Source organism: Brevibacterium sp. CBA3109 (assembly GCF_040256645.1).
Taxonomy (GTDB): Bacteria; Actinomycetota; Actinomycetes; order Actinomycetales; family Brevibacteriaceae; genus Brevibacterium; species Brevibacterium koreense.
On the sequence record NZ_CP158281.1, the window covers coordinates 1766764 to 1793560 of the forward strand.

Annotated in this window: 24 protein-coding genes; 9 read left to right on the forward strand and 15 right to left on the reverse strand. The window is 61.6% G+C overall.

From position 1 onward, the window contains the following. The first annotated feature begins 79 nt into the window (after positions 1–79). Positions 80–799: a class I SAM-dependent methyltransferase gene (locus tag AAFP32_RS08210; RefSeq protein WP_350271382.1), complete on the forward strand. Its 720-nt coding sequence runs from the start codon at positions 80–82 to the stop codon at positions 797–799. 94 nt (positions 800–893) lie between these two features. On the opposite strand, the gene AAFP32_RS08215 is transcribed toward AAFP32_RS08210, so the two are convergent. Continuing rightward, on the reverse strand, positions 894–1358 hold the full coding sequence (locus AAFP32_RS08215; RefSeq protein WP_350271383.1) for an Hsp20/alpha crystallin family protein: 465 nt from the start codon (positions 1356–1358) through the stop codon (positions 894–896). 83 nt (positions 1359–1441) lie between these two features. On the opposite strand from AAFP32_RS08215, the gene AAFP32_RS08220 reads away from it, so the two are divergent. Beyond that, positions 1442–2377: an AEC family transporter gene (locus AAFP32_RS08220; RefSeq protein ID WP_350271384.1), complete on the forward strand. Its 936-nt coding sequence runs from the start codon at positions 1442–1444 to the stop codon at positions 2375–2377. A 114-nt stretch (positions 2378–2491) separates the two neighbouring features. On the opposite strand, the gene AAFP32_RS08225 is transcribed toward AAFP32_RS08220, so the two are convergent. Beyond that, on the reverse strand, positions 2492–3007 hold the full coding sequence (locus tag AAFP32_RS08225) for a ferritin (protein WP_101618700.1): 516 nt from the start codon (positions 3005–3007) through the stop codon (positions 2492–2494). Between the two features lie 197 nt (positions 3008–3204). Here AAFP32_RS08225 and AAFP32_RS08230 point away from each other — a divergent pair, with 197 nt between their 5' ends. Continuing rightward, positions 3205–3486 (forward strand): 4a-hydroxytetrahydrobiopterin dehydratase, encoded by a 282-nt coding sequence (locus AAFP32_RS08230; protein ID WP_350271385.1) that lies wholly within the window; start codon positions 3205–3207, stop codon positions 3484–3486. Here AAFP32_RS08230 and AAFP32_RS08235 read toward each other — a convergent pair. The 4 genes from AAFP32_RS08235 to AAFP32_RS08250 all read right to left on the reverse strand — a co-directional run bounded on the left by AAFP32_RS08235 (position 3462) and on the right by AAFP32_RS08250 (position 7705). Further along, positions 3462–4910: an amidase gene (locus AAFP32_RS08235; RefSeq protein ID WP_350271386.1), complete on the reverse strand. Its 1449-nt coding sequence runs from the start codon at positions 4908–4910 to the stop codon at positions 3462–3464. The two genes, AAFP32_RS08230 and AAFP32_RS08235, sit on opposite strands and share 25 nt — an antisense overlap. Before the next feature lie 4 nt (positions 4911–4914). Then, positions 4915–6147, reverse strand: a complete 1233-nt coding sequence (locus AAFP32_RS08240; RefSeq protein ID WP_350271387.1) for an amidohydrolase — start codon at positions 6145–6147, stop codon at positions 4915–4917. A 66-nt stretch (positions 6148–6213) separates the two neighbouring features. After that, positions 6214–6948, reverse strand: a complete 735-nt coding sequence (locus AAFP32_RS08245; protein WP_350271388.1) for a hypothetical protein — start codon at positions 6946–6948, stop codon at positions 6214–6216. A 10-nt stretch (positions 6949–6958) separates the two neighbouring features. Next, positions 6959–7705, reverse strand: a complete 747-nt coding sequence (locus tag AAFP32_RS08250) for a DUF5058 family protein (protein WP_350271389.1) — start codon at positions 7703–7705, stop codon at positions 6959–6961. Positions 7706–7928: 223 nt separating this feature from the next. On the opposite strand from AAFP32_RS08250, the gene AAFP32_RS08255 reads away from it, so the two are divergent. Beyond that, positions 7929–8552 (forward strand): maleylpyruvate isomerase N-terminal domain-containing protein, encoded by a 624-nt coding sequence (locus AAFP32_RS08255; RefSeq protein ID WP_350271390.1) that lies wholly within the window; start codon positions 7929–7931, stop codon positions 8550–8552. Between the two features lie 524 nt (positions 8553–9076). On the opposite strand, the gene AAFP32_RS08260 is transcribed toward AAFP32_RS08255, so the two are convergent. The 4 genes from AAFP32_RS08260 to AAFP32_RS08275 form a co-directional block, all read right to left on the reverse strand. Beyond that, positions 9077–9523, reverse strand: a complete 447-nt coding sequence (locus AAFP32_RS08260) for a transglycosylase family protein (RefSeq protein WP_350271391.1) — start codon at positions 9521–9523, stop codon at positions 9077–9079. A 651-nt stretch (positions 9524–10174) separates the two neighbouring features. Then, positions 10175–11719: an APC family permease gene (locus AAFP32_RS08265; protein ID WP_350271392.1), complete on the reverse strand. Its 1545-nt coding sequence runs from the start codon at positions 11717–11719 to the stop codon at positions 10175–10177. A 34-nt stretch (positions 11720–11753) separates the two neighbouring features. Next, positions 11754–13106 carry an NAD(P)/FAD-dependent oxidoreductase gene (locus AAFP32_RS08270; RefSeq protein WP_350271393.1) on the reverse strand — a complete coding sequence of 451 codons (1353 nt, stop codon included), beginning with the start codon at positions 13104–13106 and terminating at the stop codon, positions 11754–11756. Between the two features lie 102 nt (positions 13107–13208). Further along, on the reverse strand, positions 13209–14180 hold the full coding sequence (locus tag AAFP32_RS08275) for an SDR family oxidoreductase (protein ID WP_350271394.1): 972 nt from the start codon (positions 14178–14180) through the stop codon (positions 13209–13211). A gap of 64 nt (positions 14181–14244) precedes the next feature. Here AAFP32_RS08275 and AAFP32_RS08280 point away from each other — a divergent pair, with 64 nt between their 5' ends. After that, complete coding sequence (locus AAFP32_RS08280) at positions 14245–15183, forward strand: helix-turn-helix transcriptional regulator (RefSeq protein WP_350271395.1); 939 nt, start codon at positions 14245–14247, stop codon at positions 15181–15183. A 16-nt stretch (positions 15184–15199) separates the two neighbouring features. Here the strand turns inward: AAFP32_RS08280 and AAFP32_RS08285 are convergent, their stop codons facing one another. Both AAFP32_RS08285 and AAFP32_RS08290 read right to left on the reverse strand, forming a co-directional pair. Next, positions 15200–15907, reverse strand: coding sequence for a septal ring lytic transglycosylase RlpA family protein (locus AAFP32_RS08285; protein WP_350271396.1), 708 nt, complete (start codon positions 15905–15907; stop codon positions 15200–15202). A gap of 285 nt (positions 15908–16192) precedes the next feature. Further along, positions 16193–16516 carry a hypothetical protein gene (locus AAFP32_RS08290; RefSeq protein ID WP_233429217.1) on the reverse strand — a complete coding sequence of 108 codons (324 nt, stop codon included), beginning with the start codon at positions 16514–16516 and terminating at the stop codon, positions 16193–16195. A 55-nt stretch (positions 16517–16571) separates the two neighbouring features. Between AAFP32_RS08290 and AAFP32_RS08295 the strand changes: the two genes are divergently transcribed. Continuing rightward, complete coding sequence (locus AAFP32_RS08295) at positions 16572–17315, forward strand: glycerophosphodiester phosphodiesterase family protein (RefSeq protein ID WP_350271397.1); 744 nt, start codon at positions 16572–16574, stop codon at positions 17313–17315. Positions 17316–17392: 77 nt separating this feature from the next. Then, positions 17393–17734 (forward strand): RNA polymerase-binding protein RbpA, encoded by a 342-nt coding sequence (locus tag AAFP32_RS08300; protein WP_350271398.1) that lies wholly within the window; start codon positions 17393–17395, stop codon positions 17732–17734. A gap of 142 nt (positions 17735–17876) precedes the next feature. On the opposite strand, the gene AAFP32_RS08305 is transcribed toward AAFP32_RS08300, so the two are convergent. Continuing rightward, positions 17877–18650 (reverse strand): polyprenol monophosphomannose synthase, encoded by a 774-nt coding sequence (locus AAFP32_RS08305; RefSeq protein WP_350271399.1) that lies wholly within the window; start codon positions 18648–18650, stop codon positions 17877–17879. 283 nt (positions 18651–18933) lie between these two features. Continuing rightward, the gene (locus AAFP32_RS08310; protein ID WP_350271475.1) at positions 18934–19887 is read right to left on the reverse strand and encodes a metal-dependent hydrolase; all 954 of its coding nucleotides are present in this window, start codon (positions 19885–19887) and stop codon (positions 18934–18936) included. A 77-nt stretch (positions 19888–19964) separates the two neighbouring features. Between AAFP32_RS08310 and AAFP32_RS08315 the strand changes: the two genes are divergently transcribed. Further along, entirely contained in the window at positions 19965–21683 is a 1719-nt protein-coding gene (locus tag AAFP32_RS08315; protein WP_350271400.1) for a 5'-3' exonuclease H3TH domain-containing protein, read from the forward strand. Positions 21684–21725: 42 nt separating this feature from the next. Continuing rightward, positions 21726–23987 carry an accessory Sec system translocase SecA2 gene (gene secA2 / locus AAFP32_RS08320; RefSeq protein WP_350271401.1) on the forward strand — a complete coding sequence of 754 codons (2262 nt, stop codon included), beginning with the start codon at positions 21726–21728 and terminating at the stop codon, positions 23985–23987. Between the two features lie 84 nt (positions 23988–24071). On the opposite strand, the gene AAFP32_RS08325 is transcribed toward secA2, so the two are convergent. After that, positions 24072–26795, reverse strand: coding sequence for a DEAD/DEAH box helicase (locus tag AAFP32_RS08325; RefSeq protein WP_350271402.1), 2724 nt, complete (start codon positions 26793–26795; stop codon positions 24072–24074). Positions 26796–26797 lie beyond the last annotated feature (2 nt).

Genomic DNA, 26797 nt, shown 5'->3' on the forward strand with positions numbered 1-26797 from the left:
ACCACAGACGAGAGGGAATCTGACGACGAGTTAGAGTTGACCCCGATCGATCAACTTCAGGAGTCAGGGTGGGCGAACTGTGAAACCACGTGCGCAAGCAGCTCATGGGCGCAGCTTCGGCAGGATGGCTGGCCTCTACGACGAAGTACGTCCACGCTATCCCGATGCTGCCATCAACCTGGTGAGCAGAGGCTGGAATGATCTCGATGTCTGTGACCTGGGCGCTGGGACAGGCATCCTCAGCACTGCGCTGCTCGACCGCGGTGCGAACGTCATCGCCATCGATCCCGACGACATGTCGCTGGCGAACAATCCTGCGCGAAGTCTCGTGGGCAGCGCCGAGGATACGGGCCTGCCGGAGTCCTGTGTCGATGTCGTGACGGTTGCACAGGCCTGGCACTGGTTCGACGAAGCCGCGGCTGCGGCTGAGATTGCCCGAATTCTCCGGCCGGGAGGTCATCTGATCATCCTCATCAATCAGCTCGATGTGCGCATCGACTGGGTGCTGCGTCTGAGCCGTATCATGCATGCTGGCGACGTGCACCGTCCCGCGTACTGTCCGCGCCCGGCAGGCTTCGATCTCGTCGACCATGATCTGGTCGAATTCACCACACCGCTCACCGTTGCAGGCATCGTTGATCTGGCCAGGACCCGTTCCTATTGGCTGCGCTCGAACCAGAGGACCAGGACACGGGTCGAGTCGAATCTGCGCGAATTCTTCTCTCTCGAACATCCCGTCGACGGGGAGCTGGAGCTTCCGTACATGTGCCTGGCCTATGGTCTCAAGTTCGACGGCTGAGAGAGCGCGAATCGCTAGAGCGCACCCGCGTCCAGCCAAAAGAAGTGGGCCGCACCCTCCGGTGCGGCCCACTTCCAAGGCTTGAGTCTGTCGATCAGGCGCCAGCCGGATCCTCACCCTGTGCTGGGGAGGTTTCGACAACCTCGGTGACTCTGGTCGGGGTGGAGTGTGAGACGTTGATCTTGCGTGGCCGAGCTTCCTCTGCCACGGGGATCGTCAGCGACAGCACACCGTCCTGGTAGTCAGCCTGGATCCGGTCGAGTGCGACCCTATTGCCCAGCGTGAGTTGGCGTGCGTAGGTCCCGGTCGTACGTTCCCGGGTCAGCCATTTCACATCCTTGTCCGCAACCTCGGATTGTCGCTGAGCGCGCACGGTCAACGTGCGATCCTCAACATCGACATCGATGCTGGACGGATCCACACCCGGCATGTCGATGCGTGCGACGAAGACCTCTCCGTCGCGATAGAGATCCATGGGAAGCGAAGTGGAGTTCGGGGTGCGAGTCACTTCCGAGAAGAATCGATCGAGGTCACGGATGGGGTCAAAACGTGTAGCCATGAGCTTCCTTTCGCTAGGTCGTTACATTGAGTCAAACACACTCAACTTTGAAATGATTCCGATCTCATGAAATTCTCAGTCTCGTGAGTCTTGTTCCAGTCCTCCTCGCCCTGGTTCCCGTCGCTGCTCTGATTATCGGCGGCAGCGGACTCAAACGACTCCCAGGTTTCACGTCTGCCGAATTCTGGTCGGGGGCGGAGAAGCTGGCCTACTACATCTTGTTGCCGGTGCTGTTGTTCTCCTCGATCGTCGAGGTCAGCGTGGCACATGTTCCGCTCGGGCGACTGGCTGTGGGCCTTATCGGCCCGACGGTGATCGTGTCGACGTTCATCATTGTGCTGCGCCAGTTCGTCGCCCGCGACCTTCCGTCCTACACCTCGGTGCTGCAGGGCGGAATCCGGTTCAATACGTATATCGGTCTGTCGATATCGGCGAGCCTGTTCGGGACCGAGGGCAGTGCCCTGGCCGCTATCGTCGCGGCCGTCCTCGTGCCCACTGTGAATATCGTATCCAGTCTCGGATTCGAGTTTCTGCGTACCGGACCCAGTTCCGTTGTCGCGCTCCTGCGTGTGGTCGTGACGAATCCGCTGGTCATCGGCTGCGCGGCCGGGGGACTGTTCAATCTCACCGGGGCTCAGGTCCCGGGTGTCCTCGACTCGGTGCTGTCTCCGCTGGCCGCTGCGGCTCTGCCGATCGGACTTCTGTGCGTCGGGGCGGGCCTGCGCCGGTTTCCGTTGCGTGCCCATGTCGCCGCAATGGTCTATTCCACCGTCACCAAGCTCATCGTTCTGCCTGCGCTGACCTTGCTCGCCCTCATCCTGCTCGAGGTGCCCACCACACCTGCCCTGGTCGCTATGATCTTCCAGTCGATCGCCACGGCAAGCTCCGGCTATGTCATGGCGCGCCAGTTGGGTGGAAATTCGGAACTGATGGCGGCCCTCATCGCGGTCCAGACCATTCTCATGCTTCTGACGCTTCCCGTGGTCTTGCTCGTCTCCCAGGCTGCACTCGGAGCCTGAGGTGACGGTCGAGTACTGAGAGCAGCGAGCGGCCGAGCCCTATGTGGGGTTCGGCCGCTCGCTGTGGGTCCGTCTGTGACCGGTGGTCACTGGTCGGAGATCATGATCTGTCGATCACTCGCTGTCAGGCTTGATCTCAGGGTGACGTGATCCGAGCTCGGAATCGATCCGGAGCAGTCCTGATCCGCTGTCTCCAACGTGCTCCAGACGACCGATGATCTCGGAGATGGTTGATTCCTCTTCGACCTGCTCGTCGATGAACCAGTGCAGGAGCGGCAGGACGTCGAGGTCGCCTTCCGACTGCGCGGTGCGGTAGAGATTGCGGATCGACTCGGAGACCTTCTCCTCGTGGGCCAGGGCTGCCTTGAAGTAGTCGACGGGCTGCGAGCCGGAGACCTTCGGGGCAGCGATGTCACCGATCTGAGGAGCGAAGTCGCGATCCTGGCAGTGCTGGATGAATTTCGCGGCGTGGACCTGTTCCTCCTCGGACTGTGCACGCATCCAGCGTGTCATTCCGGGAAGGTCCAGATCGTCGAGCTGGATGGACAGTTGCAGGTAGACCATCGACGCTTCGAGCTCGAGGGTGACCTGCTCGCCGAGGACCTTCTGCATAGCGGGGCTCAACTGCATATGTTTCTCCTTCGCGATACGAGACGGATTCGTTCCGTCCTCATGCCCAATAGCCTGACACCTTTTCTAGAATGGTTCCAGTGTGGGAAGGCTCGGCAAACAATGCTGAGGCATGGCATACCTGATCCAGCGGATTGGGCGTGTTTGTCGATGCTGTGACTATGGACACCTCGCAGCCACAGTGCGAAGCTGGTTTCATGCAGGATCGAATCGACGAACTCACGCAATGGCAATCGGCCGACGACGCGCTCCACGCACGATTCCTGACGGGATCCTTCGTCAGCGGGGTGAGGTTCATCAACGCGATCGCCGACGCCGCGGAAGCCGCAGGCCACCACCCGGATGTAGACCTGCGGTTCCCGCACGTGGACATCTCTCTGACCAGCCATGATGCCGGGTCGATCACGGACAAGGACATCGATTTGGCCAATGAGATCTCCCAGATCGCACGGGATCAGGGCATCGACGCGGAGATCTGAGGATGGCGACGATGGACCTGTGTCGCTGCTTCGAAGGCATGGGCCATGCGCAACAGATCCACGTCTGCGCCCGGCTTTGCCACGAGCTGAACTCCCACCGGCAGTCCTGACTTCGAGAAGCCAGCTGGCACAGAGATCGCAGGACACCCTGTGGCTGAGATCAGGCACAGGGCTCGCATCCAATCGAGATAGTTCTCGAGTCCGACCCCGTTGATCTCCGTGGGATATTCGATCGTCGCGTCGAACGGGAGCACTTGGCAGGTGGTGAGCACCAAGAGGTCGTGCTTCCCGAAGAACCGCTCAATCTCTCCATGCAGACGAGCACGTGCACGGTCGGCGGAGACCACCTCGGCGCCTGTGAGCTTGAGCCCCATCTCGATGTTCCAGACCACAGAGTCTTTGATCTGATCCGGGTGCTTCTCGAGCAGAGGCCCCCAGGAGTAGAGGAAGTCAAGAGCGCGCCGGACATTGAAGACCTCATCGGCATCGCCGAGGTTGGGGATCGAGTCAACGACACCCGCCCCGAGCGAGGAGAAGACGTTCGCCGTGCCTGCCACGATCTCATGCACTTCGCTCTCAACGGGAAGCAGTCCGTCCAGGTCTGGGCTGAACCCGATCGTCACGCCGTGCAGATCGGGCTCAGCCTCGGCTTCCAGACCGAATTCGGGGAGATCGAAGACGCTGCCAGATTCGCCTATCGAACGAGGGCCACCGCGTTCTGGCCCAGCCGTCGCGCTCATCGTCAGCGCCACGTCGGATACTGTCCGCGCCATAAAGCCGCTCTGCGCCAGCCAGGTGAACGGGCTGCCGGGAAGAGTATGCGGAATTCGCCCGTTCGACGGACGGAAGCCCACGACATTGTTGAACGACGCGGGGGAGCGCAACGACCCACCCATGTCCGAACCATCTCCGGAGGCTTGGATACCGGCGGCGAGGACAGCGCCGACCCCGCCGGAGGAACCCGAAGCAGATTTGGAAGTGTCATAGGGATTGACAGTGGTGCCGAAGACCGGGTTGAAGGTGTGCGAGCCTGCTGCGAATTCCGGAACATTCGTCTTGCCCGTCGTGTTGACTCCGGCCGCTTTGAGACGGGAGATGATCAGCGAGTCGGTGTCCGGAACACGATCGGCCATGATGGGCGAGCCCCAGGTGGTGCGCAGGCCCGCGGTGTCGTGGGTGTCCTTATGGGTCATCGGCACTCCGTGGAGCGGTCCGATCTGCTCTCCCCTTGCCACCGCCTCGTCCGCAGCCCCTGCTCGCACGAGTGCGGCTTCGTCATCGCGGGTGACGACCGCGTTGATTGCCGGATTGACGGAATCGATGCGGGACAGGTGATCGCTGAGCGCCTCCCGGGCCGAGATCTCTTTCGTTGCGATCTTGGCTGCCAGTTCACGGGTGGACAGCCAGCGCAATTCCTCGCTCATCGTCTCACTTCCCGACTGTGCCGAGAACAGCGGTCAGCGCCGCGCGAATGCCGGTCTCCAGAGTGGTTTCGACATCGTCGGGGGCGAAGAACGGTGAGTGATTTCCTGCAGGTGGTTCCTCACCGTCGAATTTGGCAGGGGAGTACCCTCCGAAGAACCAGTAGACGTAGGGCACGTCGATGTCGTCGCCGAATGCTCCGAAGTCCTCGCTGCCCGTCACAGCTTGGTCCAGGTGAACCTGGTCCTCCCCGAGCTCGGCTCCGAGCACGTCGAGGAACTGGTCTGTGGCTGCCGGATCGTTGTAACAGCGCGGGAAGCGGTACATCTCTTCGATGATGGGCTCTGGGGCTCCGGATGCCGCAGCCTCTGCCACGATGATCCGTTCGACGCGGTCGAGGACGACGGCGCGGACGTCCTCGTTGAAGGTGCGGATATTGAGTTTGAATTCGGCGGAGTCTGGAATGATGTTCTCCTTCAGCCCGCCGTGGAATGTCCCCACTGTGACCACGGCCATGTCGCGACCAGAGATCTCTCGCGACACGATGCTCTGGAGGCGAGTGATCATATAGGCGCCGAGGACGATCGGGTCGACTGAGCTCTCGGGCTGCGAACCGTGGGCCTGTTTGCCCCTGACCGTGACCTTGAGGCAGTCGGACATCGCCATCGCGGTTCCCTTGGCCACGTAGATGTGTCCGGCCTTGCCGGGCCACACGTGCTGGCCGTAGATGACCTCTGGCTTGACGATCGAATCCCAGAGTCCGTCATCGAGCATCGCTCGCGCTCCTGCTCCGGTTTCCTCGCCCGGTTGGAAGAGCATGATCACGGTCCCAGACCACAGATCCTTGTGCTCGACCAGATAGCGGGCAAGGTAGAGCCCCACTGTGATGTGCGTGTCGTGACCGCAGCCGTGCATCACCTTCGATGTCGTTCCGTCGGGGAGAGTTCCCTCTGCGGTCGACGCGTAGTCGTAACCGGTGTCTTCGGAAATCGGCAGACCGTCGATGTCGGCACGGTAGGCCACAACTGGCCCCTGACCGTTTTCTATGACGCCGACGACTCCGGTTCCGCCGAAGGTTTGAGCTTCAAGGCCGAGCCCTTCGAGGTTGGCGGCGATGGTCGCGGCAGTCTGGGTCTCCTGCATGGACAGTTCGGGGCTGCGGTGGAAGTCCTTGTAGTCAGCAACCGTCTGAGCGAGGTTGGCGGAGATGGCGTCACGGAGGGTGGTGTTGAGCGACATGATGTCCTTTCATGATGAGTGTCTTCGATGATCCCAGGTACGCGAACCTGGTGAGTGAGCCGATCCTCAGTTGATTCCGACGCTGTCGGCGCCGCCCGTTCCCTTCGTGTATGTGAGGGCCTTGTTGCGAGTGAACCAGGTGATCACGATTGTCAGTAGGACCACGATGGCCACATCGCCTGGGGCAAGCACGGGAACCAGTGGGATGAGGATGAGAATGACCACGGCAGCAAGGCCGAGGGCAATGATGCTCGACTTGACCTGTTTGAGCGAAACGATGAGCTGGACCGTGACGCCTCCGAGGATCGCCGGCAGGATATAGAGCTTTGCGACCAGCGTCACAGGTTCGGGAATGATCGCCACGAGCCAGGTGCCGAGGATACCGACGAAGAGGACCATGGACGCCACATGGATCAGCGCTGCTCCGCAGATGGCCATCGTTGCCGCATACTCTCCCTTCCGCGTGCCAGGTTTCACTCCGAGCGTGCCCTGGGCGACGATCGCCGAGGGCAGGAGCTTGTTTGCGACGTTGCCGATGAGAAAGGCCTGGTACATGCCGGCAGGACCGAGGATCGGGAAGTAGGTCAGGGGCTCGACGATGTAGAACACACCGTAGACGGCGAAGACCGCGAGGAAGGCCTTGAGGATATCGCCGAAATCGACGTCGGCATGAGCGACGAAGAGAAGATAGAAGGGCACCGAGGTGGCGATGAGGAACGCGATGAACAGCGTGATCGATCCCCACTTCGTGGTGGTTCGCTCGAAGGCCTCATGCGAGGGTGATGTGATGATGTTCGACATGGTTTTCTCCTCAGGCTTCCGGGATTCCGAGGCCGGCATAGTGGGCGAAGTAGGCCGCGATGAGTCCCCCCAGCAGAGAGATGCCCAGGCCCCATTCCTTCAGCCATGGCATCTTCAAAATGTGTGCGAGGAAGAGACAGATCGACATCACCACTGCGGAGACGAGAACGGCGATGACGTGCGTCGGTGATTTGGGGATCTCCCGAAAGGTCAGAGCTGCGAACGCTGCAAGCAAGGCTGCGCCGGGAATGATCGACATCAGAGCCGGATTGACCTTCTCGAGCTTATTGGTGCTGCGCTTGAAGACCGGCGTCAGGATCAGTGTGGAGATCATCCATCCCGCACCCGAGAGGCTCATGGCCATCAGCGACACGATGAATACCCCGCGGGTGAAGGTTTCATCCCCGAGGTTCGCTCCCATGGTGCCTGCCGCAATCGAAGCCGACGCGACCTCGGTGGCTGCCGAGCCGATGAGTCCGACGCGCACGATCACCGGGGGAGTGCCGAAGAGCGGGAGCAGTGCAATTGCGACGAGAACCACGGACAGTGACGGCCCGATGGCGGCAACACCGCCGGCCCGGAAGGCCGTCCTGACCTCCTTCTGGCTCATGCCCGCTGATTCAGCATTCTTCTTCACAGCGCTCATGTAGATCAGCGACTGCACCACGACCACGCACATGACCGCCAGCGCCAGAATCCAGAGCACCGGGGCATTTGCAAGACCGAGATAGTCGGCCGATTCACTTGCCATCAACATAGCCAGGCTCCTCACTTCCTTGTCGGAGTAGCTCACAGCGACCGACCCACCTCGTTGGGGTCCGACTCACTAGTCTTCGTAACATAACCCGAGACGGGCCCTGATGGACGTTCTTTGAAGAGACTTCCCGATTGGCGAGAACAGACTTCTCAATGCTGACCATCATCGAATTCGATGAGTATCGTCAAGAGGACATCATCAACGTGAAGGACGACGGCGAACAATGGATCACCCGCGCATCTACAGCTATCTCGACCGGGCAGAGATCTGCTGGGCAATCGCACTGTCACGAGTCTCCGAAGCGGACCTTGACTCGTCGAGCGGATGTCTGGAGTGGAGCAATGAGCAGCTGATCAACCATCTCATCGGCGGGGGATTGCGTTATGAGGCACTGCTTGCTCAGGCCCCACCTGCTGAGGTGGAGGCCACACGGGGGCAGAACCACCTCGGCGAGGATCGACTTGAATCGTTCTGGACGCATGAACAGGCGTTCCGAAGGATGGCGGGGGAGTGTGACCTCAACGCCGAAGTTCCCCACCGGATCGGGCCGATATCCGGACACCAACTTGTGAAGATGCGCATCCTCGAACTGGCCCTCCATGCTGCCGATCTCTCTGTAGGCACCGGCGATGAGTGGCCGATCGATGATGAGCTCGCTGAGTTCATTGACAGGCGACTGGGTAAGCTGATTGTGCAACTGGGTTCTGCTGGGGGCTATGCACCTCCGCAGCCGGGCGTCGGTGCTGGTGAACGTGCTCACGCCTCACGCGCTCAGCGAGTGCTGAACATCTCCGGGCGTGGAGCCGCTGTCAACGCCGTGTTGCCGCCACATAGGGGTGGCCGATGACCTGGCTGTCGGGGGACTGTCCAGCATGTATCCAGACTGGAGCGGACTGTGTCCGAGGCCGACTTCGAAAGAGCTGAGCCTGGACGAGGCCATGATGCTTCATCCGGGCCGATCAGATACGTCGTAGTGAACGTTCGTTAAAATTGGTAATCGGCTCACGAGCTGTTCACCCAGCCGCCACGGGAATCCGATCGCGAGGCGCGGTCAGCGCGTGAGCCAGAGGCGCAAGTCTACAAAGAAGATACGAAGAAGATCAGATCAGGTCGGGACGATGCCGAGCCGGGAGGGGTGGCAAATACCATTACTTAACATAATGTATATTATCGGCGTTACGCATATAAGTCAGCAGAGTGAGCACACAGCGCACATGTCCGACTACTCGAACTCATATCCTGCAGATCAGATTCATGGAGCACCTATGGCAACGGCCGCGGGTGGCTCGTGTGCCATCCGCGGCCGTCACTGTGCGCAACGTGTCAGTGCTGAACGAGTGTCAGCGAACTGCGTCTGCGCCAGCGGTCGACTCAGCTGCCGCCGAGTCCGACCTTGCCGTCATCCTTGGATCCGCTGTCGTCCTTGGACCCGTCACCGTCGTCTGCGGCGCCATTGGCCTTCGTCAGACCAGCTTCTTCACCGCAGACCGGCCAGGCGCCCGGCCCCTGCTCCTTGAGAGTCTTCTGTGCAACGTCGATCTGCTCAGCCTTGCTGGCCTTGTGAGGCATACCCTCACCGCCGAACGCCTTCCAGGTCTGCTTCGAGAACTGCAGACCACCGTAGTAGCCATTGCCGGTGTTGATGTGCCAGTCACCGCCGGACTCGCACTCGGCGACCTTGTCCCAGACGCCATCCGAGGACTGAGTCCCAGTGGAGGCCTGGGCCGGGCCGCTCACTCCCGTCAGTCCGGCGGCGGCGACCGCGCCGGCTCCTGCGACGAGTGCGACCTTGCGGAGGCTTGTGCTGTAGAGGTTCACTGTGTCATCTCCGTAATACGACTGCATTTCGGTTCTGCAACTCGGTCGTTACCGAGCCGTTATATACCGTAGTGGATCTGACATCGCTAGTGAACCGGAAAACCACGCCTCAGCGCTCAGAATCGACTCCCAGAAGTCACAACGCGAACTGAACGCGCGGCTCCTGAGTTCGGCTCCATGACTGCGTTTGACTCCCCCGCCGACGGGATCCCCTCGCCGACGATTCGCTCACCGTCGTGGCCTGTGCCGGGCCCGCGGTCGATGAAGCGATCGACGTGGGCCATGACAGCCCGGTAGTGCACGATGACGAGGACCTCTCGCTTGCCGTCTGGACACAGGGTGGAATTTCTCGATTCCTGACGGGCCGAAGCTCATTCTGATTGATGAACGTGGACAGGTCGTGATCTCCTTCGGTGCCACCGCCACGACAACGAGAGGGCGAGAGTCCCCCGAGTTCGCGCAATCAGGTGCTTAAAGTGCCCAAAGATGAGAATCCGACTGGGAAGCTGATATCCGTGATCGGCAGGTTACGCCGACGGAACTGGGCCATGGACCTCTTAAACAGACGATCGAATTCTCTGTCGATCCGGTCGCGCACGCATCGCAGGAGAACCAGCTGCTGGACAGGCACCTGGTCGCTCCTGGACGCGTTCACCCTTCGTGGACTCCCTGGGTCAGGGTCTCCCCACGGAAGTACCCGGGACTCATGCGGGATTGGATGATCATGATGATTACGCCCAGGAGCAGGACTCCGATGCCCAACACGAAGACCAGTCCGATGCCGAAGACCGAGGATCCTGAACCGTAGTCGGGAGCAAGGGAGTCGATCGCGGTGGTCACGAAGATCACCAGCAGGGTCACTCCCCCGACCAGCGGGAACAGGAACCTGAAGAAGAAGCTCTTCACCCCCGTGAACAGTGACCGGCGGAAATACCAGATGCAGGCCAGGCCGGTTATGCCGTAGTAGAAGCAGACCATGAGACCCAGTGCGGTGATCGTGTCCCACAGTGCGTTCTCCGACAGCAGCCGCATGACTACGTAGAAGCTGATCGCAGCCCCCGCCGAGGTGACTGTGGCCACCGATGGCGACTTGTACCGGGGTGAGATGTTGCCGTACTTCTTCGGCAGTGCTCCGTAGTGGCCCATGGCCAGGATCGTGCGAGAGGGTGAGACCATCGTCGACTGCAGCGACGCCACTGAGCTCGAGAGGACGGCGATCGAGACGAGCACGGCGAAGGGTCCCATCACAGGTCCCGCGAGGGCTGCGAAGATGGATTCCTGGTTCTCCGGGTTCCCTGCGCCCAATCCGCCTGTGCCGACTCCGGCGAAGGAGATGACGGCGACGGTGCAGGCGAGGTAGATGATGACGATGGCGACGATCGTGAGCATCGCGGCCCGGCCGGGAGTTTTCTCCGGGCCCTTCGCCTCTTCGTTCATGGTGATGACGGTGTCCCAGCCCCAGAAGAGGAAGATCGACAGGGACACTGCCGCTGCGACCGTGGAGAAATCACCGGCGGCGGCGGGGTTGAACCAACCGAGTTCGACCGGTGTCGGATCGAAGGCGGTGCCGTTGGACACGTGGACGAATGCCGCAATGACGAACCAGCCGAGGGCAAGGACCTGGAACGCGACAAGCCAGACCTGGATCTTCTGGGTGGCTTCGACTCCGCGGTAGGAGATCCACGCGGCGGCCGCAGTCAGAATGATGGTGACGGGAATGTTGATCCACAGCACTCGCGTCAGGTCGGCGATCCCGGGGTCGCCGAAGATCTGAGCCAGCAGCAGAAACAGAAAATCCACGGCCACGGCGGCCAGGTTCGACAACACCAGGACTGTAGCTGAGATCAGCCCCCAACCTCCCATCCACCCGAGCCAGGGTCCGAAGGCACGGGTCGCCCAGGTGAAGGTGGTGCCGGAATCGGGCATGGCAGTGTTGAGTTCGCGGTAGCCGAAGACAACGAGCAGCATCGGAACGAAGCCGATGAGCAGAATCGCCGGGGTGTGGACTCCGACCTGCGAGATCGTTGGCCCCAGACCCGAGGTCAGCGTGTAGGCAGGAGCGATACATGAGATGCCGATGATGGCACCGCCTATGGCGCCGATCTTGCCCGCGGACAGCCCCTTGGAGCTCAGGCCCGAGCCGGAGCCAGCAGACGGACTTCCTTCCGAGCCGGGAGGTGAAGTTGCCGAGGTCATCAGCTCAACCTTTCAGGTGCATTTCAGGTGAATTTCAGGTGCTCAGGATCTTTGCTGCGGTGTCCTGCCCGATCCTGATCGCACCGTCGACGTGCTGGTACCCCTGTGCTGCGATGTCCGAACTCGCGAAATGAATGGGACCGACAGGATCGTTTTGGAACCGCCCCCACCGGTGCAGTCCCCCAAGGTCGTAGCTTGTCGCATAGGCGCCTCGAGTCCATTCCTCGGCTCCGAAGTCAGAAAGGTAGAACACCTCGGGCTCCAAAGCCCGTGGGCCCAGGAAATCTGCGAGTGATTCGAGAATGCGCTGTTTGCGAGTGTCCTCGTCGAGGGCGAACATGGCATCGGCGTTGACGTCGGAGATGAACCCCACGAGGGTCCCCTGTTCCTCACCGTGGTTCGTGTTGTCGTAGACCTCTTGCACGATCTGCCCAGCACCGAATCCGGTTCCGCACAGGCCGTCTTCGCGCCAGAACGGTGTCTGATACGTGGCGTGGACCTTGATCACGAGGCCCATCGACTGATGCTGATGGAAGACCTGCTGCAGGCGCGGCAGGTGCGGGGTGTAGCTGATGCGTGAGTACAGGTTCGGTGGGACGGCCACAATGACACGATTCGCTGACACGTTCATCGCATCGGTGCCCACGGTTACGGAATCCTCAGTCCACTCGATAGTGCGAACGGGGCTGTTCAGGTGAACGACGTCCTCGCCGAGTTCGGCTGCCATCTGCTCGGAGACCGACTGCATTCCTCCCACGACGCGACGGTCGAGAATGAAATGGTCATCCACGAGATGAGTGAATGATCCCGCCGAGGCGGCCATGAGGATCGCCTGCAGTGCGGAGAAGGTGGTGGCGGGCTTCGTCAGCATTCCCCCGGCAATGAACATGCCGATGTTCGCGCATGCAATCTCATCGTCCGATTGGCTGCGGAGCCAATGGTGGAAGGACACCGAATCGAGTTCTGCGGCGTCTTCGGCGTCCCATGGGGCGGTGGGTCCGATGCGGGCGGCGAGCTCGTCCAGCTGGGCGATCAGGCGTTCCATCTCTGCTTGTGTGGACTCCCCCACCGGGAACATGTCACCGCTGTAGACGGTGCGTGTGCCGTCGGGTGCGATATAGACGCTGTCGCCCTCCCGGTAGCGCTGGTAGGTTTCTTTACCCAGCTCAGCGACGAGTTGCAGGAGTGCCGTTTGGTCCGGTGAGATCCACTGGCCACCGATTTCGTACATCTGGCCGTCGATATGGTCGGTCCATGTCCGACCACCGACCCGGTCCCTGGCTTCGAGGACGACAACGTCTTTGCCTGCTGCCTGCAGCGTCCGGGCCGCGCTCAGGCCCGTCGGTCCGGCTCCGACGATGACCACATCGCATTGTGGATCCGACATTCTGCACTCCTTTGAAAGTTCCGCTGTTGTGCTCACAGTATCCAGGCAACATCGGTCTGCCAAGGCGCGGTCGGGATTGTCTGCGGCGGTGCGAAATCGGTTTCATCGGTAGTCACGTGCGTTCACGCCCGAGTCGGCCTCTTTGGCTGCCACGAACGCCCAGGAATCGGGTCGGGAACCATCGATATCGTCAATGTCATAAATATTGCCCAGTTCGCGGGTACTCAGTGCTGTTGTGTTGAACCGGTGGTATTCAGGGTCTGATGCCAGTGCTACGACCGTCCGGCCCAGAAAGTGCGGAGATTCCGAGATCGCGAAATCTGCAGGCGGCAGCTCACGAGCCACATCCAGCGAATCCCTCATCCAGGTCTGCTCACTCGTGTCGAAGAGGTCGAGCATCATCTCGGATCTCAGCCAGCCGGGAGTGATCGCCACCGCAGTGCAGGCCGAGTCGGCCAGTTCGTGGCCAAGACCGAATGCCAGTCTGCTCACAGCGGTCTTCGTCAGGTCGAGATAGATGCTGTCCCGATAGCGGGCGTCATTGAACTCGGGTGTTCCGTCGGTGATCTCGATGTGCAGGCCGCCTGATCTGCGAGTCAACAGGGGCAGGCCGGCGTGCGCCGTGTTCAGATGTGTGAGCAGTCCTGCGTTCACCAGCCTCATTCCCGACTCGAAATCCGTGTCCCAGAACTTCTCGTCCCAGGAGACATAGGCCTCTCCCCCGATGTCGTTGACCAGAATATCGAGTCGCCCGTGCTGCTCATCGATTCTCCGGACCACCTCGCCGATCATCGCCGGGTGCAGGTGATCGCAGACGAGCGCCTCAGCGTGGCCGCTCTCTTCCCGAATGCTTTTCGCAGTGCCCTCGATGGTCTCGTCCCGACCGTAGTCGGAGGGCCGCGCCGAGGTGGATCGTCCTGTGCAATACACGAAGGCGCCCGCTCTGGCCAGATCCCGGGCAATGGCGCGTCCGGCACCGCGCGTCGCACCGGCGACAAGCGCGACCCTGCCGTCGAGTGAACGGTAGACGAAAGGAGCGAACTCGGGTGCCGTCGACCCGTTGTGAGAAGTCATGGTGATACCTTCTCGTGCAATCACTGACACGTTATGTCAGTGACCGCAACTATTCTTGGTGGGCATGAAGGCAGCACGGCTGGTGTCAGAGATCGTCATCCTCGGTGCGCGGAGTGTGCCGATCACTGCTGAGAGTCTGGCTAACCGTCTCGAGGTCACTCAGCGCACTGTCTATCGCGACCTTGGTGATCTGTCTCGTATGGGTGTCCCCGTGGTGACGGAGTCCGGCCCGGGTGGCGGCATCAGTTTGCTCGGCTCCTGGACCACTCCCCTGTCGGGGATGACTCGTGATGAGCTTGATTCCGTAATCATCGGAGGTCTCGCGGCGGCTGACCTCGGGTTCTCCGCGGAGCTGGCGACGGCACGGGAGAAGATCCTGTCCGAGACGGATTCCGTCTTCTCATCGGATGTGCTCGTCGACGGGCCGGATTGGTTTATGACATACGAGCGCCCGGAGGAGCTTTCGGTCATCGTAGCTGCTCTGCGTTCGCACCGTGGACTGCGATTCGACTACGCAAGCGGTGCCGGGTCGCTGGTTCGCACCGTCATACCGTTGGGGCTCGTCGTCAAGGCAGGGCGATGGTATTTGGCAGCGCAGCCCCCTGGTGGCAGGCCACGGACCTACCGGGTCTCGCGCATCGCTGAGATCAGACTGCGCTACGTCTCGATCTCACGGCCGGAGGGCTTCCACCTCGGCGATTATTGGACGAGATCTCAGATCGAATTCGATCGATCGATCCGATCTGCGACGGTGAAGCTGCGGATTCCCAGCGACAGCCTCGGTGATCTGCGACGTGCGATTCCCGGTCGAGTCACAGACGAGGCGATCGAGTCCGGCGCCAAGGTGGAGGGAAGATACGTGATCGACCTTCCGATGGAGCCACCGGCAGTCGCTGTGTCTCAGTTGATCACGGTACCGGGAGTCGAGGTGATATCACCACGCGAAATTCGTGTGGCACTGCACGAACGAGCGCGTCAGGCAGCAGTGTGCAACGGCCTCTGACGTCCGAGCGTGTCGCTCACTGAACCTCGTACTTGCCGGTGATCTGCCCGGCGCCGACTCCGCCGACCGCTTCCATGGCCGCCTTGGACAGGTCGATGCAGCGGCTTCCGTGGTACGGGCCACGGTCATTGATGCGCACCGTCACAGACTTTCCGTTGGCTGTGTTGGTGATCTTGACCTTCGAACCGAACGGCAGGGTCTTATGCGCCGCGGTCAGCTTGTTGGTGTCGAAGATCTCTCCATTGGCAGTCTGCTGGCCGTCGAACCCGTCTCCTCCACCGTAGTAGGACATCGGGCAGGAACCGGACTGACCTGCGGAGTTTCCGGACTTCGACGGGCCGTCGCTGTCATCGGGCGTCGACTTCTTTGAGCCTGAGCCGCCCGTGGTTGAATCCTTGCTCGTTGCGTCCTTGCTCGTTGAGTCCTTGGACTCGGACGGCGTTGGGCTCGGTGTTTCGGTCTTGGACTCCAGGGAGATCTTGTCCGGCTTCTCTTTGGCCTGCTTCTTCGCTTTGGCCAGGAACTCGTCCGGGGACTGCGTCACTTCGGCTGCGGCAACGACAGGTGTCTCAGCAACGACCTGTTGGTCGCCACTTGCGCTGTCGGGGACCATCGCCAGGCTGGAGGCGACGACAGCGGCGGTCGCTACCGTGGGTACGATGAATGCGGAAAGCACCGGGCGTGAGCGCGCCGAGGCCAGCACTCCCCCTGCAGTGTTCGTCACGCTCTGGTCTCGTTGCGGCGAATGCCGTGCGGACTTCTTTTTCGGCGCTTTGAACGCAGAGAAGAGCGAGCCCGTCGTTGCCGAACGGGGTGAAGAATGTTTTCCCACAGTCAGTCCTCGTAATCATTGGCTGGTGTTCTCGGCAACCAGGAGTCTCAATGATCGAGCGCACCTCAACACCGACTCCAAGTTATCGGATCGTTACCTGAGGGCAGTCTAATTAAGGAACTGTTACAAAAGCAATGCGGCACGCTCGATGAACGTGCCGCAGTGGTGAGTGTCGGGTCACTTCGACTTGCGCGTCACCAGTCGGCGCACGCCGTCTGCGCCGGTCGTCACCGATTCTTGGGCCTTGTCGAAAGCACGTTCGACCTTGCCGCTGCGTACGGCATCGTCGATCGCGTGGGAGACGTTGCCCAGAGCCTTCTTCACGTTGGCCTCAGTCGTCTCAATGAGGCGGGAACCCGATGTTGCCTCGCGAGCGTTCTTAACACTGCTGCTGGCCGCATCGTAGGCCCTGGTGGCTGCCGAACGCACCTTTTCGGTCGGTGTCCTCTTAGTGGAATCGATGACGTAATCGGGTTCGATCGGATCTTGTGTTCGGCTCATGCCTCCATAGTTGTCGACCCCGACCGCGAGGTCAACAGCAACATAGGATTGAACCATGAATTCTCAGGCAGAAATCATCGCCCACAGAGGCGGGCAGTGGCCCGGCATGAGTGAGAACACCCTCGAAGCCTTCACCACCGCCCATCGGGCAGGTGTGCGCTGGATGGAAACCGACGTCCATGCGTCCGCCGACGGGGTCCTGTTCGCAGCTCATGATGCCGATCTCACCCGCATCGCCGACCGCTCACATCGCATCCGCGATCTCAACGCCAGGGAGCTCGACTCCATCGAACTCCTCGCAGGAGGACGACTGCCTCGACTGACTGCTCTCTTCGAATCACTCCCGGACACGGCGTGGAACATCGATGTCAAGGCCGCCCACAGCATCGCGCCGATGATCCGCGCCATCCGCAGCCTCGGCGCTGAAGAACGAATCCGGCTCGCCTCGTTCTCCTCGTCGACCCTGCGCAGACTGCGAGAAGCTCTGCCCGGGGTTCGGTCATCGGCCGGGGTGCTGGAGTCAGCTCTGTTTGCGGCGGGAGGCCTGCCCGGCGTGGCGGATTCCGGACCCTGTCCCCTGCCTGTCGACCTCGATGCCCTGCAGGTGCCGATGTCGTTCAAGGGCGTACCCGTCGTCACCGAAGATTTCGTGTCTCGCGCTCACCATTCGGGTCTGCAGGTGCATGTGTGGACCATCAACGACGCCGCTTCCATGCGAATACTCCTCGACCTCGACGTTGATGGGATCGTCACGGACGATGTTTCAGTGGGACTGCACGAGCTCACGGCGTGGACCTGAGTGCTGGGAATAGGCGCACACGGTAGACTGTTCCAACGTATGAGACGTCTGCAGTCGAGTCGGAAGGTGAATGAGATATGAGCGAACGCAGTCTCCGCGGAACACAGTTGGGCTCACGCAGCCTGGAAACGGAAGAGGGCGTCGAACCGGCACCTCGCCAGATGGTCGAATTCGAATGCGAGGATGGGACTAGGTTCAAGGTCCCCTTCTCGATCGAAGCCGAAGTTCCCTCCACCTGGGATTCGGGCATCCACGGCGTCGGCAACCGTGTCGGCGTGAACGAACCCGATGGTGAGCCGGGCAAGCACGTGCGGTCCCACTGGGACATGTTGCTCGAGCGCCGCTCCTTCGACGAACTTCAGGTTCTCCTCGATGAGCGACTCGCTGTTCGCCGTGGTGAGGTTCCCGCACAGGCCTGATCGCCTCTGCACTGACTTACACGAGCAAACCTGAACATAGACGCGGGGCGCAGGTCATCGGACCTGCGCCCCGCCTTCCTGTCTGCCCCTGAGCGCTCTTCGCGCTCTCTGCCGTCGAGCAGCGCCCGTGCAGCCGAGGTCCTCAGGCAGTCGGACTGCGAGCAGTGAGGTGCTCGAATGCACCTCGAGCCTGTCGCCTGCGGCGGGTCAGCCCCCAGCCGGCCACCTTGGTGAACGCCTCGGAGATGATTGATCCGCTCATCTTAGACTCGCCCAGTTCGCGTTCGACAAAGACGATGGGAACCTCGGCCACGCGAAATCCGGCTTCGACAGTGCGGTAGGTCATGTCGATCTGGAAGCAGTACCCCTGCGACTGCACTCCCGAGAGGTCGAGGTTCTCCAGAACCTCCCGCGAATACGCACGAAATCCTGCTGTCGCATCCTTGACCCCGAGACCCATCGCTGCGTTGACGTAGATGTTGGCTGCGCGGGAGAGGAAGAATCGTGAGCGAGGCCAGTCCACAATGGCCCCGCCGCGGACCCACCTCGAGCCGATGACGAGGTCGGCATGACCAGCCTGGGCGACGGCCAGAAGCTGCCCGAGGTCCAGTGGACGGTGAGATCCATCGGCGTCGAACTCGCAGATGATGTCGTAGTCGCGCTCCAGCGCCCATTCGAATCCGGCGATGTAAGCCATCCCCAGACCGGACTTCTCACTGCGGTGCAGAACGTGCAGACGCTTATCGGTGCGTGCCTGCTCATCGACCCAGTCACCGGTGCCGTCGGGCGAGCCGTCGTCGACGACGAGAACGTCGACTTCGGGCTGAACCTCGAACAGCCCGGACAGTGTCACCGGTAGAGCGAGTCGTTCGTTATAGGTGGGAATGACCACCAAAGTCTTAGAAACCACGGCCACTACGATACGCCGCGGCGTGGGGAAAATATGAGCCGACACTCTCGCCTTCGGACCACGTTGGGAAACGAGTTATCTAATGACGAGAGTGCCGGCTCCATCCCAGCTGCTGTGGAATGCCAACAACGAATCTAGTGGCTCTCACACTCTTTGCAAAATCCCTCTGACCTGGAGTTATGTTCAAATCTCCAGGTCAGACGCAAGGCAGAATGACTAAAATACTTTGCCCTCGGCGTGTCGTCTTGATTCTCTCGATCAGTTGCCGAATTCGCCGGGGCGCCGGGTTCTACGCGTCTTCGCTGAGTGCGATGCGCGTCGGCAGGGGCACGTCGGGTGAGAGTTCTGGCAGGCCAGGGGTGCCCGAGCGCGGATCGGTGCTCCACGCGGCAACGCGTGCATCTGCAACCTGAACGACGAGCCGTTCGACCTGCCAACGGACGAAGTCCGCGTCGGCTCCAGGTGCGAGGACCCCACCGTCCGGGTTGCCGGCGGCCCGGTGAGCGAACCGGGTGGCTGCGTTGAATGCCGCTCGTGCTCCGATTCCCCTGTCACCGACAACGGCCGAGCGCACGGTGGCCCACGGTGAGTCCTGTGAGTCGGTCCACGACACTTGAGCACCCGCCGACAGCAGCTGCGCCAGAGGTTGCGGCTGCGCGGGGTCGAGAGTCATCGCGATGCCAGAGGACCCCAGCGGCGTGACGAACTCCTCGTTGACACTGAAGTTCAGCAGCAGGCGATATCCGTTGCGCTGGGCCAGTGCAGCATGGTCGTGGACGCGGTCCAGGACCTCGCCGAGGCGCTGGTTCGACTCGACATCGATGTATAGGGAAGTCTCGGGCATCGTCTCGAGGCCAAGGAAGTCGGCTGCTGCGATGCTGGCTCTGTCCGTGGCCGGGTCCGTCGCTGGAGCGGTCTCGGAGCTGAGCTGGGGATATGCGATGATCCTCAGCCCCTTCGGTGCACGTGCCCGGAAGTCCCGCACAGCCTCGGCGGTGCCGAGGACGTGCACGTGGGTGAATCCGGACTCGATGAGCCGGTCACCGTCGGGAGCGCCCTCGTGAAGAACCAGTCCCCCATGAACGAAACCTGGGGTGAGAAAGTCCCCGTCGAGGTTGATTGCGTTCGGCTCCGATGCGAGTGCGGCCTCATCCGAGCCGATGAACGAGACCGTCCCGTCCTTCGTGCCCAAGGCAGTCGCAAAAGGGTCGACACTGCTGTATACATCTCCACCAAAGTACATAGTCACAGCCGACAGGCTACACCTCTGAGTCCACGTCTTTGCACTCGAGTCAGCGGTGTCGGGTATCGTCATCGAGTGTGAAGCCCTTGGTTCTGATCGACACGCCCTCCCTTTACTACCGTGCCTTCTATTCGGTCCCCGATTCGATCGTCAACGACGAAGGCCAGCCGGTCAACGCCGTGCGCGGCGTCCTCGATGCGATTGCGCAGATGATCCGCCGCTTCGACTCCCCGCGAGTCGTGGCGACCTTGGACGCCGATTGGCGACCGGCCTTCCGCACAGCGATCATGCCCGAATACAAGGCCGCTCGGGTCAAAGACGCGGAGGCAGGCACTGAGATCCCTCCCGAACTGGCTGTGCAGCTGCCGATCATGACCCGCGTCCTTCGTGCCGCAGGAATCCCCATCGCCGAGGTGGACGGCACCGAGGCCGACGATGTGATCGCGACCATGGCCGCCCAATCACGCACCCCTGTGGTCATCGTCTCCCCCGACCGTGACCTGCTTGCACTCATCGATAACGCCACAGATGTCAGTGTGCTTCGACCGCGCAAGGGTGGAGAATGGGAGGCCATCACCCAAACCGATCTGCTCGAGGCCTATGGCGTGCCCGATGGAACCCGGTACCGTGAGCTCGCCGCCATGCGCGGCGACCCCTCGGACGGACTGCCAGGAGCACCGGGGATCGGAGAGAAGACCGCGGCGACACTGCTGTCGAACTTCGGTTCCCTCGAATCGATCTTCAAGGCCGCGAAGGCCGGTGTGAAGACCGGGGGTCTCAGCCCCAAACGATCGGCCACCCTGATCGAAGAAGAGGAGACGCTCCACAAGACCATCGAGGTCATGCGGTGCCTGACCGATGTGGCTCATGGACTCGACCTCGACTCCGTGCCACGTGAGATCGATCGCACTGCGGTGGAGGCGGCAGCCCATGGCCAGAACATCCGCCGCTCGGTCGACAACCTCATCTCTGCTCTCGGCAGTGCCGACAGAGACTCCGGTGCCAATACACCGCCACAACCCTCCGTGATGCCCACCGGCGCAAGCGCAGCTGCTCCTGATGCCCGGGTGTCTGCTGCGCAATCTCCAGCCGCGCCGATTCCGGGCCAAGCCTCTGCTGAACTGTGGTCACAGTCGAGGCTGGTCGGTTTCGATCTCGAGACGACCGGTGTCGACCCATCGACTGCCAGGATCGTGACCGCAGCATTCGTCGAGTCCGCCGAGAGCTCACGCACCTGGCTGGCCGATCCCGGGGTCGACATACCCGAACCAGCCCGGGCCGTTCACGGAATCTCCACCGAATTCGCCCAAGCCAACGGTGACCCAGTGGCAGACGTGGTGGTCGAGCTCTGTACGGTCCTGGCCGATCTCACATCGGAAGGCGCCGTCGTCGTTGGCCACAATATCGTCTACGACCTCAGCGTCTTGGCGGCCGAAGTCACACGCCATCAGCCCCACATCGACCTCCCAGCGCTGCTGCCGACGATCGTCGATACCTTTGTCCTGGACAAGCGAGTCGAGCAGTTCCGACGGGGCAAGAGGACCCTGACCGAGACAGCCAAACGGTGGAAGGTCACCCTGCTCGACGCCCATGATGCCGCCGCGGATGCTCTTGCCGCCCTGGACATTTCCCGAGCGTTAGCCGAGAGCTCGGAAGAAATTGCGAATCTCACTCGGGCCGAAATCATGTCTGCCCAAGGCGAATGGAAACGTGCCCAGGCCGCTGACCTGCAGTCTTGGTTGCGCAGAAAGGGCAACGCCGAAGCCGTCGTCGATGGCTCCTGGCCCATGGCCTGAACGATAGAATCAACTGCGACCATCACTCGACGAAGGACGATAATGGGATTCTTTTCACGACTGCTCAACCGACCCGGTGCACAGGCCGACAAAGCCACGGGATGGTTCGACAGGGCCGCCGACGATATGACGGCCGCGAGTCGTGAGTACGCGGAGCTGGATGATAAAGGGCTGACAGAGGCCGCAGCCGACATCTTCACCTCCGGCCCTGTGCAGGAGAATCTCGTTCGCTACTGTGCACTGGCCCGCGAGGCAGCCGAGCGATCACTCGACGAGCGCGCCTATGATACGCAGATCAAGGGCCTCGTCGGACTGTTGCAGGCGAATATCGTGCAGATGGCCACCGGTGAGGGGAAGACCCTCGTCGGTGCTCTCGCCGCCGCCGGATACGCTCTGCAGGGTCGCCGAGTCCACGTAGTCAGCGTCAACGACTACCTCGCTGTCCGCGACCGCACCTGGATGAAGCCTCTCTTCGAGCTCCTTGGTGTGACGTCAGCGTCGATCTCCGGCACTCAGAGTGAGGCCGAGCGGCGCGAAGCCTATGGTGCTGAGGTTCTCTACGCTTCCGTGACCGAGGTCGGCTTCGACGTACTGCGCGACCGTTTCGTCACCGACGACGACCAGATTCGCGTCCCAGGTCGTGACGTCGTCATCGTCGACGAAGCCGACTCGGTGCTCATCGACGAGGCACGTGTCCCGCTCGTCCTCGCCGGATCGGCCAGCGTCGAAGACGCCAACGCTCAGATCGCGGCACTCGTCGAGACGCTGCACCCCGACGTCGATTACGAAATCAGTCCGGATCACCAAGCCGTCTCCCTCACCGACGGAGGCATCAACCGCGTCGAAGCCGAACTCGAAGTCGAGCTCTTCGGAGAAGACGCGTCCAATCTCGCCGCCGTCAACCTGGCCCTGTATGCGAGGTCCTTGGTCAAACGTGATGTCGATTATCTTGTCGTCGACGGCCGGGTCAAACTCATCTCAGCCTCACGTGGGCGCGTGGCCGAACTGCAGCGCTGGCCTGACGGACTGCAGGCAGCAGTTGAGGCCAAAGAGGGCGTGGGAACCACTGAAAGCGGCGAGATCCTCGACCAGATGACCGTCGAAGAGCTCATCCACGGCTACGAGACCGTCTGCGGAATGACGGGAACCGCGCTGGCGGTCGGAGATGACCTGCGCGAGTTCTACAACCTTGAGATCGTCCCTGTCGACACGCATTTGCCTGTCATCCGCAACGACGAACCCGACCGGCTCTACACGTATCAGGAGTCGAAGGAACGCGCGATCGTCGACGAGGTCGCCGAGAACCATGCCAAGGATCGTCCCGTGCTCATCGGCACTTCGTCAGTGGCTGAAAGTGAATCGCTGGCGGCACGACTGATCGAACGCGGCATCGACGTGACGGTTCTCAATGCCAAGGACGATTCGCTCGAAGCTGATGTCATCGCGGCTGCCGGCGCCCCTGGAGCTGTCACAGTGTCGACCCAGATGGCCGGGCGCGGTACAGATATCCGCCTGGCCGATGACAGCGTCGCCGATGCCGGAGGCCTGCTGGTCATCGGCGCCGGGCGCTACCTGTCCTCGCGTCTTGATGACCAGTTGCGTGGCCGTGCCGGACGCCAGGGTGATCCGGGAACGTCAGTGTTCTTCACCAGCCTCGAAGATGAGCTGTTGACACGTGTGCCCGAGATCCAACGGTTCGTCTCCGAGGGAGACGAGACCGGCTGGATCGAGTCAAAGCGGGCGCTGGGTCTCGTCGAGCACGCTCAGCGCGTTGCTGAAGGTCAGAACACGGCACTGCACCGCGACACCTGGAAGTTCAACGAGCTCATGGCCAAGCAGCGCGACCTCGTCCTCACCCGACGCCGGGAGCTGTGTGACGATGATGAGGCCATCAACGAACTCAAGGAGCGCCTCGGCGATGTGGCGAAGGATCTGGCGGACGAGCATTCGCAGGAGCTCGTCGACGCGACGCTGCGCGAAGTGATGCTGTTCCATCTCGACGCACGTTGGGTCGACCACCTCGCTTTCCTCAACGATCTGCGTGAGGGCATCCATCTGCGCACCTTCGCACGTGAAAAACCGCATGAGGCATTCAACACGGAGTCGATCCGCATCTTCTCCTCGTTCTGGTCCGACGTCATCGAGGATTCGGCGTCGACGGTCGAAGAGGCAGAGTTCACGGATACCGGAATCGACCTGGAATCGCACGGGCTCAAACGACCGTCGTCAACGTGGACCTACCTGACCACGGAGAGCGCGTTCGGCTCCGACATCGAGAACATCGTCAAGAAGGTCAAGCGCTGAGACGCATCTGGGTCCGCCTCCATCTGGGAAGGCGGGCCCATCGCTGAGGTTCATGCCCCACCGTTGAGGTCGGGAACCTGGCGGTCAGGAGTCGGCGACGACTCCGCGGCGGATCGCTTCGATTGTGCGACGGATGCGCACTGCAGTGTCCGGTTCGGCCACCTCGGCGACCTGACCGAGCAGGTCAAGGCTCTGCTTGGCCCAACGCACGAAGTCCCCGGCAGCGATATCTGTGCCGCGCAGAGAGTCGGCGAGGTTCTTGCCTTCGGTCCAGCGGTACATCGGTTTGAACAGTCCCCGGTCGGGTTCCTGCGTCGTCGACAGGGCGTGCTGCTCCTCAAGTTGGAACAGCTTGCGCCAGATCGTCACTGCCTCATCACCGTTGACCTTGAGATCGCGGCTCGGGGCGCGTTCCGGATGGAGGGTGTCACCGCGCCGGGACTGGAAGACGAAGCATGAGGCGAATGCCGCGAGTTCGGGTTCGACGAGATTGTCCCACAGGCCCCCGCGGATGGTCAGCGCCACGAGCAGATCACGCTCCCCGTAGATCCGTCGCAGCATATCGGAGCGCTCGGGATCGAAACCAAGGGTGCGCAGCACGTCTTGAACGCGTTCGAAGACCAGCGCGATCGACGTCGTTCGGCCCTCAATCCGGGCGATGAGCGAATCGTTCTCCTTGACCAGCTTGGCCGCTCGGTTGGCCCACCTGGCGTGCATCTCACGGTCCGGGCACTCGTGGCAGGGATGGGCTCGCAGCTGCTCAGTCATCTCCGCCACGCTCGAGCTGACGCCAGAGGCACCGGATGAGGATTCCCACTGTGCCTGGGAATCGACCTTGCCCTCGTATTTGGCATCGTTGAGGATACCCAGCAGCTGCCGGCGATCCCCCGCCTGCCTGTGGTTGAACTTCTTCGGCACACGGACCCGGCCCTGTGCTGCCAGCGGTTCGGTCACCTCGTGGGGTCGCAGGTGCCAGACTTTGCCCTGCTCGGTCAGCACCGTCGGCAGCCGTGAACTTCCGTCGCGGGAGCTCATGGGCGCGATGATGACAGCAGTGCCCTCAACTCGCTTCGCGGGCAGGGTGACGATATCGCCGACCTTGAGCGTACTCAGCGACTCAAGGATCTCACGTTGCCGGTTCTTCGACTTGGTGCGAGTCTCCTGCTTCTCGGTATCACTGATGGCCTGTCGCAGACGCGCATACTCGGCGAAGTCTCCGAGTTCGCACTGCATCGACTTCTCGTAGGCTCCGATCGTCGCTTCGTTCTTCCGCACCTTCTTCGCCAGTCCTACGACGGCCTTGTCGGCCTGGAACTGTGCGAACGAGGTCTCAAGGACCTTCGCAGCTTCCGCGGAGCTCATCCGCGAGAGCAGATTCGCCGTCATATTGTAGGTGGGTCCGAACGCAGAGTTGAGCGAGTAGGAGCGGTTGGAGGCGAGCCCTGCGATCTCGTTGACTTCGAAGCTGGGGTGCCAGATGACAACGGCGTGGCCGATCTGGTCGATGCCACGGCGCCCGGCGCGTCCGGTCAGCTGGGTGTACTCCCCCGGCGTGATCGAGACGTGAGCCTCACCGTTGAACTTCACGAGCTTTTCAAGGACGACCGTGCGTGCAGGCATGTTGATGCCCAGCGCCAGGGTCTCCGTGGCGAAGACGACCTTGATGATGCCTTGAGAGAATAGCTCCTCGACGAGCTGTTTGAACTGCGGGATCATCCCCGCGTGGTGGGCGGCGACTCCAAGCAGGAGACCTTCCCGGAACGAGTGGAATCCGAGAATGCCCAGATCCTCGCTGGCGAGCTCATCGTGCAGCTTTTCGAGTGCCGCATTGACGATGACTTTCTCTTCGCGGGAGTTCAGGTCGAAGCCAGAGGCGAGGTACTGTTCCACCGCCTCGTCACAGGCATTGCGGGAGAAGATGAACATGATCGCCGGCAGCATCCCGGTCTCGGCCAGAGAGGACACGACCTGGGTGCGGCTGGGCCTGCGGAATCGGGCACGAGTGGCTCGTTCGCGCTTCGAGCGGGGCCCACCATGGGTCCGGGTCGCATGGTTGAGAGCAGGATCAATCCGGTCGGAGTCGTGGTGGGTGAACAGATCGTACATGCGATGGCCGACGAGGACATGGTTGACCAACGGCACGGGGCGATGAGAGGTGGACACGACGGTTGTGGGTCCGCGCACCTCACGCAGCCAGGCGCCGAACTCTTCGACGTTGGATACGGTCGCGGACAGCGACACCATCTGCACCCGGTCCGGCAGGTGGATGATGACTTCTTCCCACACTGGACCGCGGAAACGATCAGCGAGGTAGTGAACCTCGTCGAGGACGACGAACCCGAGGTCGGCCAGTCCCGACAGATCGTTGTACAGCATGTTGCGCAGGACTTCTGTGGTCATGACGATGATCGGCGCATCGCGCCGGATCGAGGTGTCACCAGTGAGCAGACCGACGTTTTCGACACCGTGGACATCCATGAGGTCGTTGAACTTCTGGTTGCTCAGTGCCTTGATCGGCGTGGTGTAGAAGACCCGTTTTCCTTCGTCCCTGGCCAGCTCGACAGCGAATTCCGCAATCAGAGTCTTACCGGCACCGGTGGGGGCCGTGACGAGGACGTCTTTGCCCTCCTGCAGCTGAGTGCAGGCCTCGAGTTGGAAGTCGTCGAGCTCGAAGCCGGTCCTGGCGGCGAACCGCCCCAAGGGAGTCTGTGCCTTCTCCGCCCTGTCTCGATAGTCGGCATAGGCCGCCGAGGGACTCAGTGCCTCGGTGTCTGCCGAGGGTTCGATAGGGCTCATGGATTCAGTCATGC

Excerpts from the sequence above, each read along its gene's own strand:
- AAFP32_RS08295 (WP_350271397.1), top strand. The coding sequence starts at position 16,572 with ATGAATTCTCAGGCAGAAATCATCGCCCACAGAGGCGGGCAGTGGCCC.
- AAFP32_RS08235 (WP_350271386.1), bottom strand. The coding sequence starts at position 4,910 with ATGAGCGAGGAATTGCGCTGGCTGTCCACCCGTGAACTGGCAGCCAAG.
- AAFP32_RS08245 (WP_350271388.1), bottom strand. The coding sequence starts at position 6,948 with ATGTCGAACATCATCACATCACCCTCGCATGAGGCCTTCGAGCGAACC.
- AAFP32_RS08265 (WP_350271392.1), bottom strand. The coding sequence starts at position 11,719 with ATGACCTCGGCAACTTCACCTCCCGGCTCGGAAGGAAGTCCGTCTGCT.
- AAFP32_RS08290 (WP_233429217.1), bottom strand. The coding sequence starts at position 16,516 with ATGAGCCGAACACAAGATCCGATCGAACCCGATTACGTCATCGATTCC.
- secA2 (WP_350271401.1), top strand. The coding sequence starts at position 21,726 with ATGGGATTCTTTTCACGACTGCTCAACCGACCCGGTGCACAGGCCGAC.
- AAFP32_RS08275 (WP_350271394.1), bottom strand. The coding sequence starts at position 14,180 with ATGACTTCTCACAACGGGTCGACGGCACCCGAGTTCGCTCCTTTCGTC.
- AAFP32_RS08270 (WP_350271393.1), bottom strand. The coding sequence starts at position 13,106 with ATGTCGGATCCACAATGCGATGTGGTCATCGTCGGAGCCGGACCGACG.
- AAFP32_RS08310 (WP_350271475.1), bottom strand. The coding sequence starts at position 19,887 with ATGTACTTTGGTGGAGATGTATACAGCAGTGTCGACCCTTTTGCGACT.
- AAFP32_RS08225 (WP_101618700.1), bottom strand. The coding sequence starts at position 3,007 with ATGCAGTTGAGCCCCGCTATGCAGAAGGTCCTCGGCGAGCAGGTCACC.
- AAFP32_RS08300 (WP_350271398.1), top strand. The coding sequence starts at position 17,393 with ATGAGCGAACGCAGTCTCCGCGGAACACAGTTGGGCTCACGCAGCCTG.
- AAFP32_RS08250 (WP_350271389.1), bottom strand. The coding sequence starts at position 7,705 with ATGTTGATGGCAAGTGAATCGGCCGACTATCTCGGTCTTGCAAATGCC.
- AAFP32_RS08240 (WP_350271387.1), bottom strand. The coding sequence starts at position 6,147 with ATGTCGCTCAACACCACCCTCCGTGACGCCATCTCCGCCAACCTCGCT.
- AAFP32_RS08215 (WP_350271383.1), bottom strand. The coding sequence starts at position 1,358 with ATGGCTACACGTTTTGACCCCATCCGTGACCTCGATCGATTCTTCTCG.
- AAFP32_RS08280 (WP_350271395.1), top strand. The coding sequence starts at position 14,245 with ATGAAGGCAGCACGGCTGGTGTCAGAGATCGTCATCCTCGGTGCGCGG.
- AAFP32_RS08230 (WP_350271385.1), top strand. The coding sequence starts at position 3,205 with ATGCAGGATCGAATCGACGAACTCACGCAATGGCAATCGGCCGACGAC.
- AAFP32_RS08325 (WP_350271402.1), bottom strand. The coding sequence starts at position 26,795 with ATGACTGAATCCATGAGCCCTATCGAACCCTCGGCAGACACCGAGGCA.
- AAFP32_RS08255 (WP_350271390.1), top strand. The coding sequence starts at position 7,929 with ATGGATCACCCGCGCATCTACAGCTATCTCGACCGGGCAGAGATCTGC.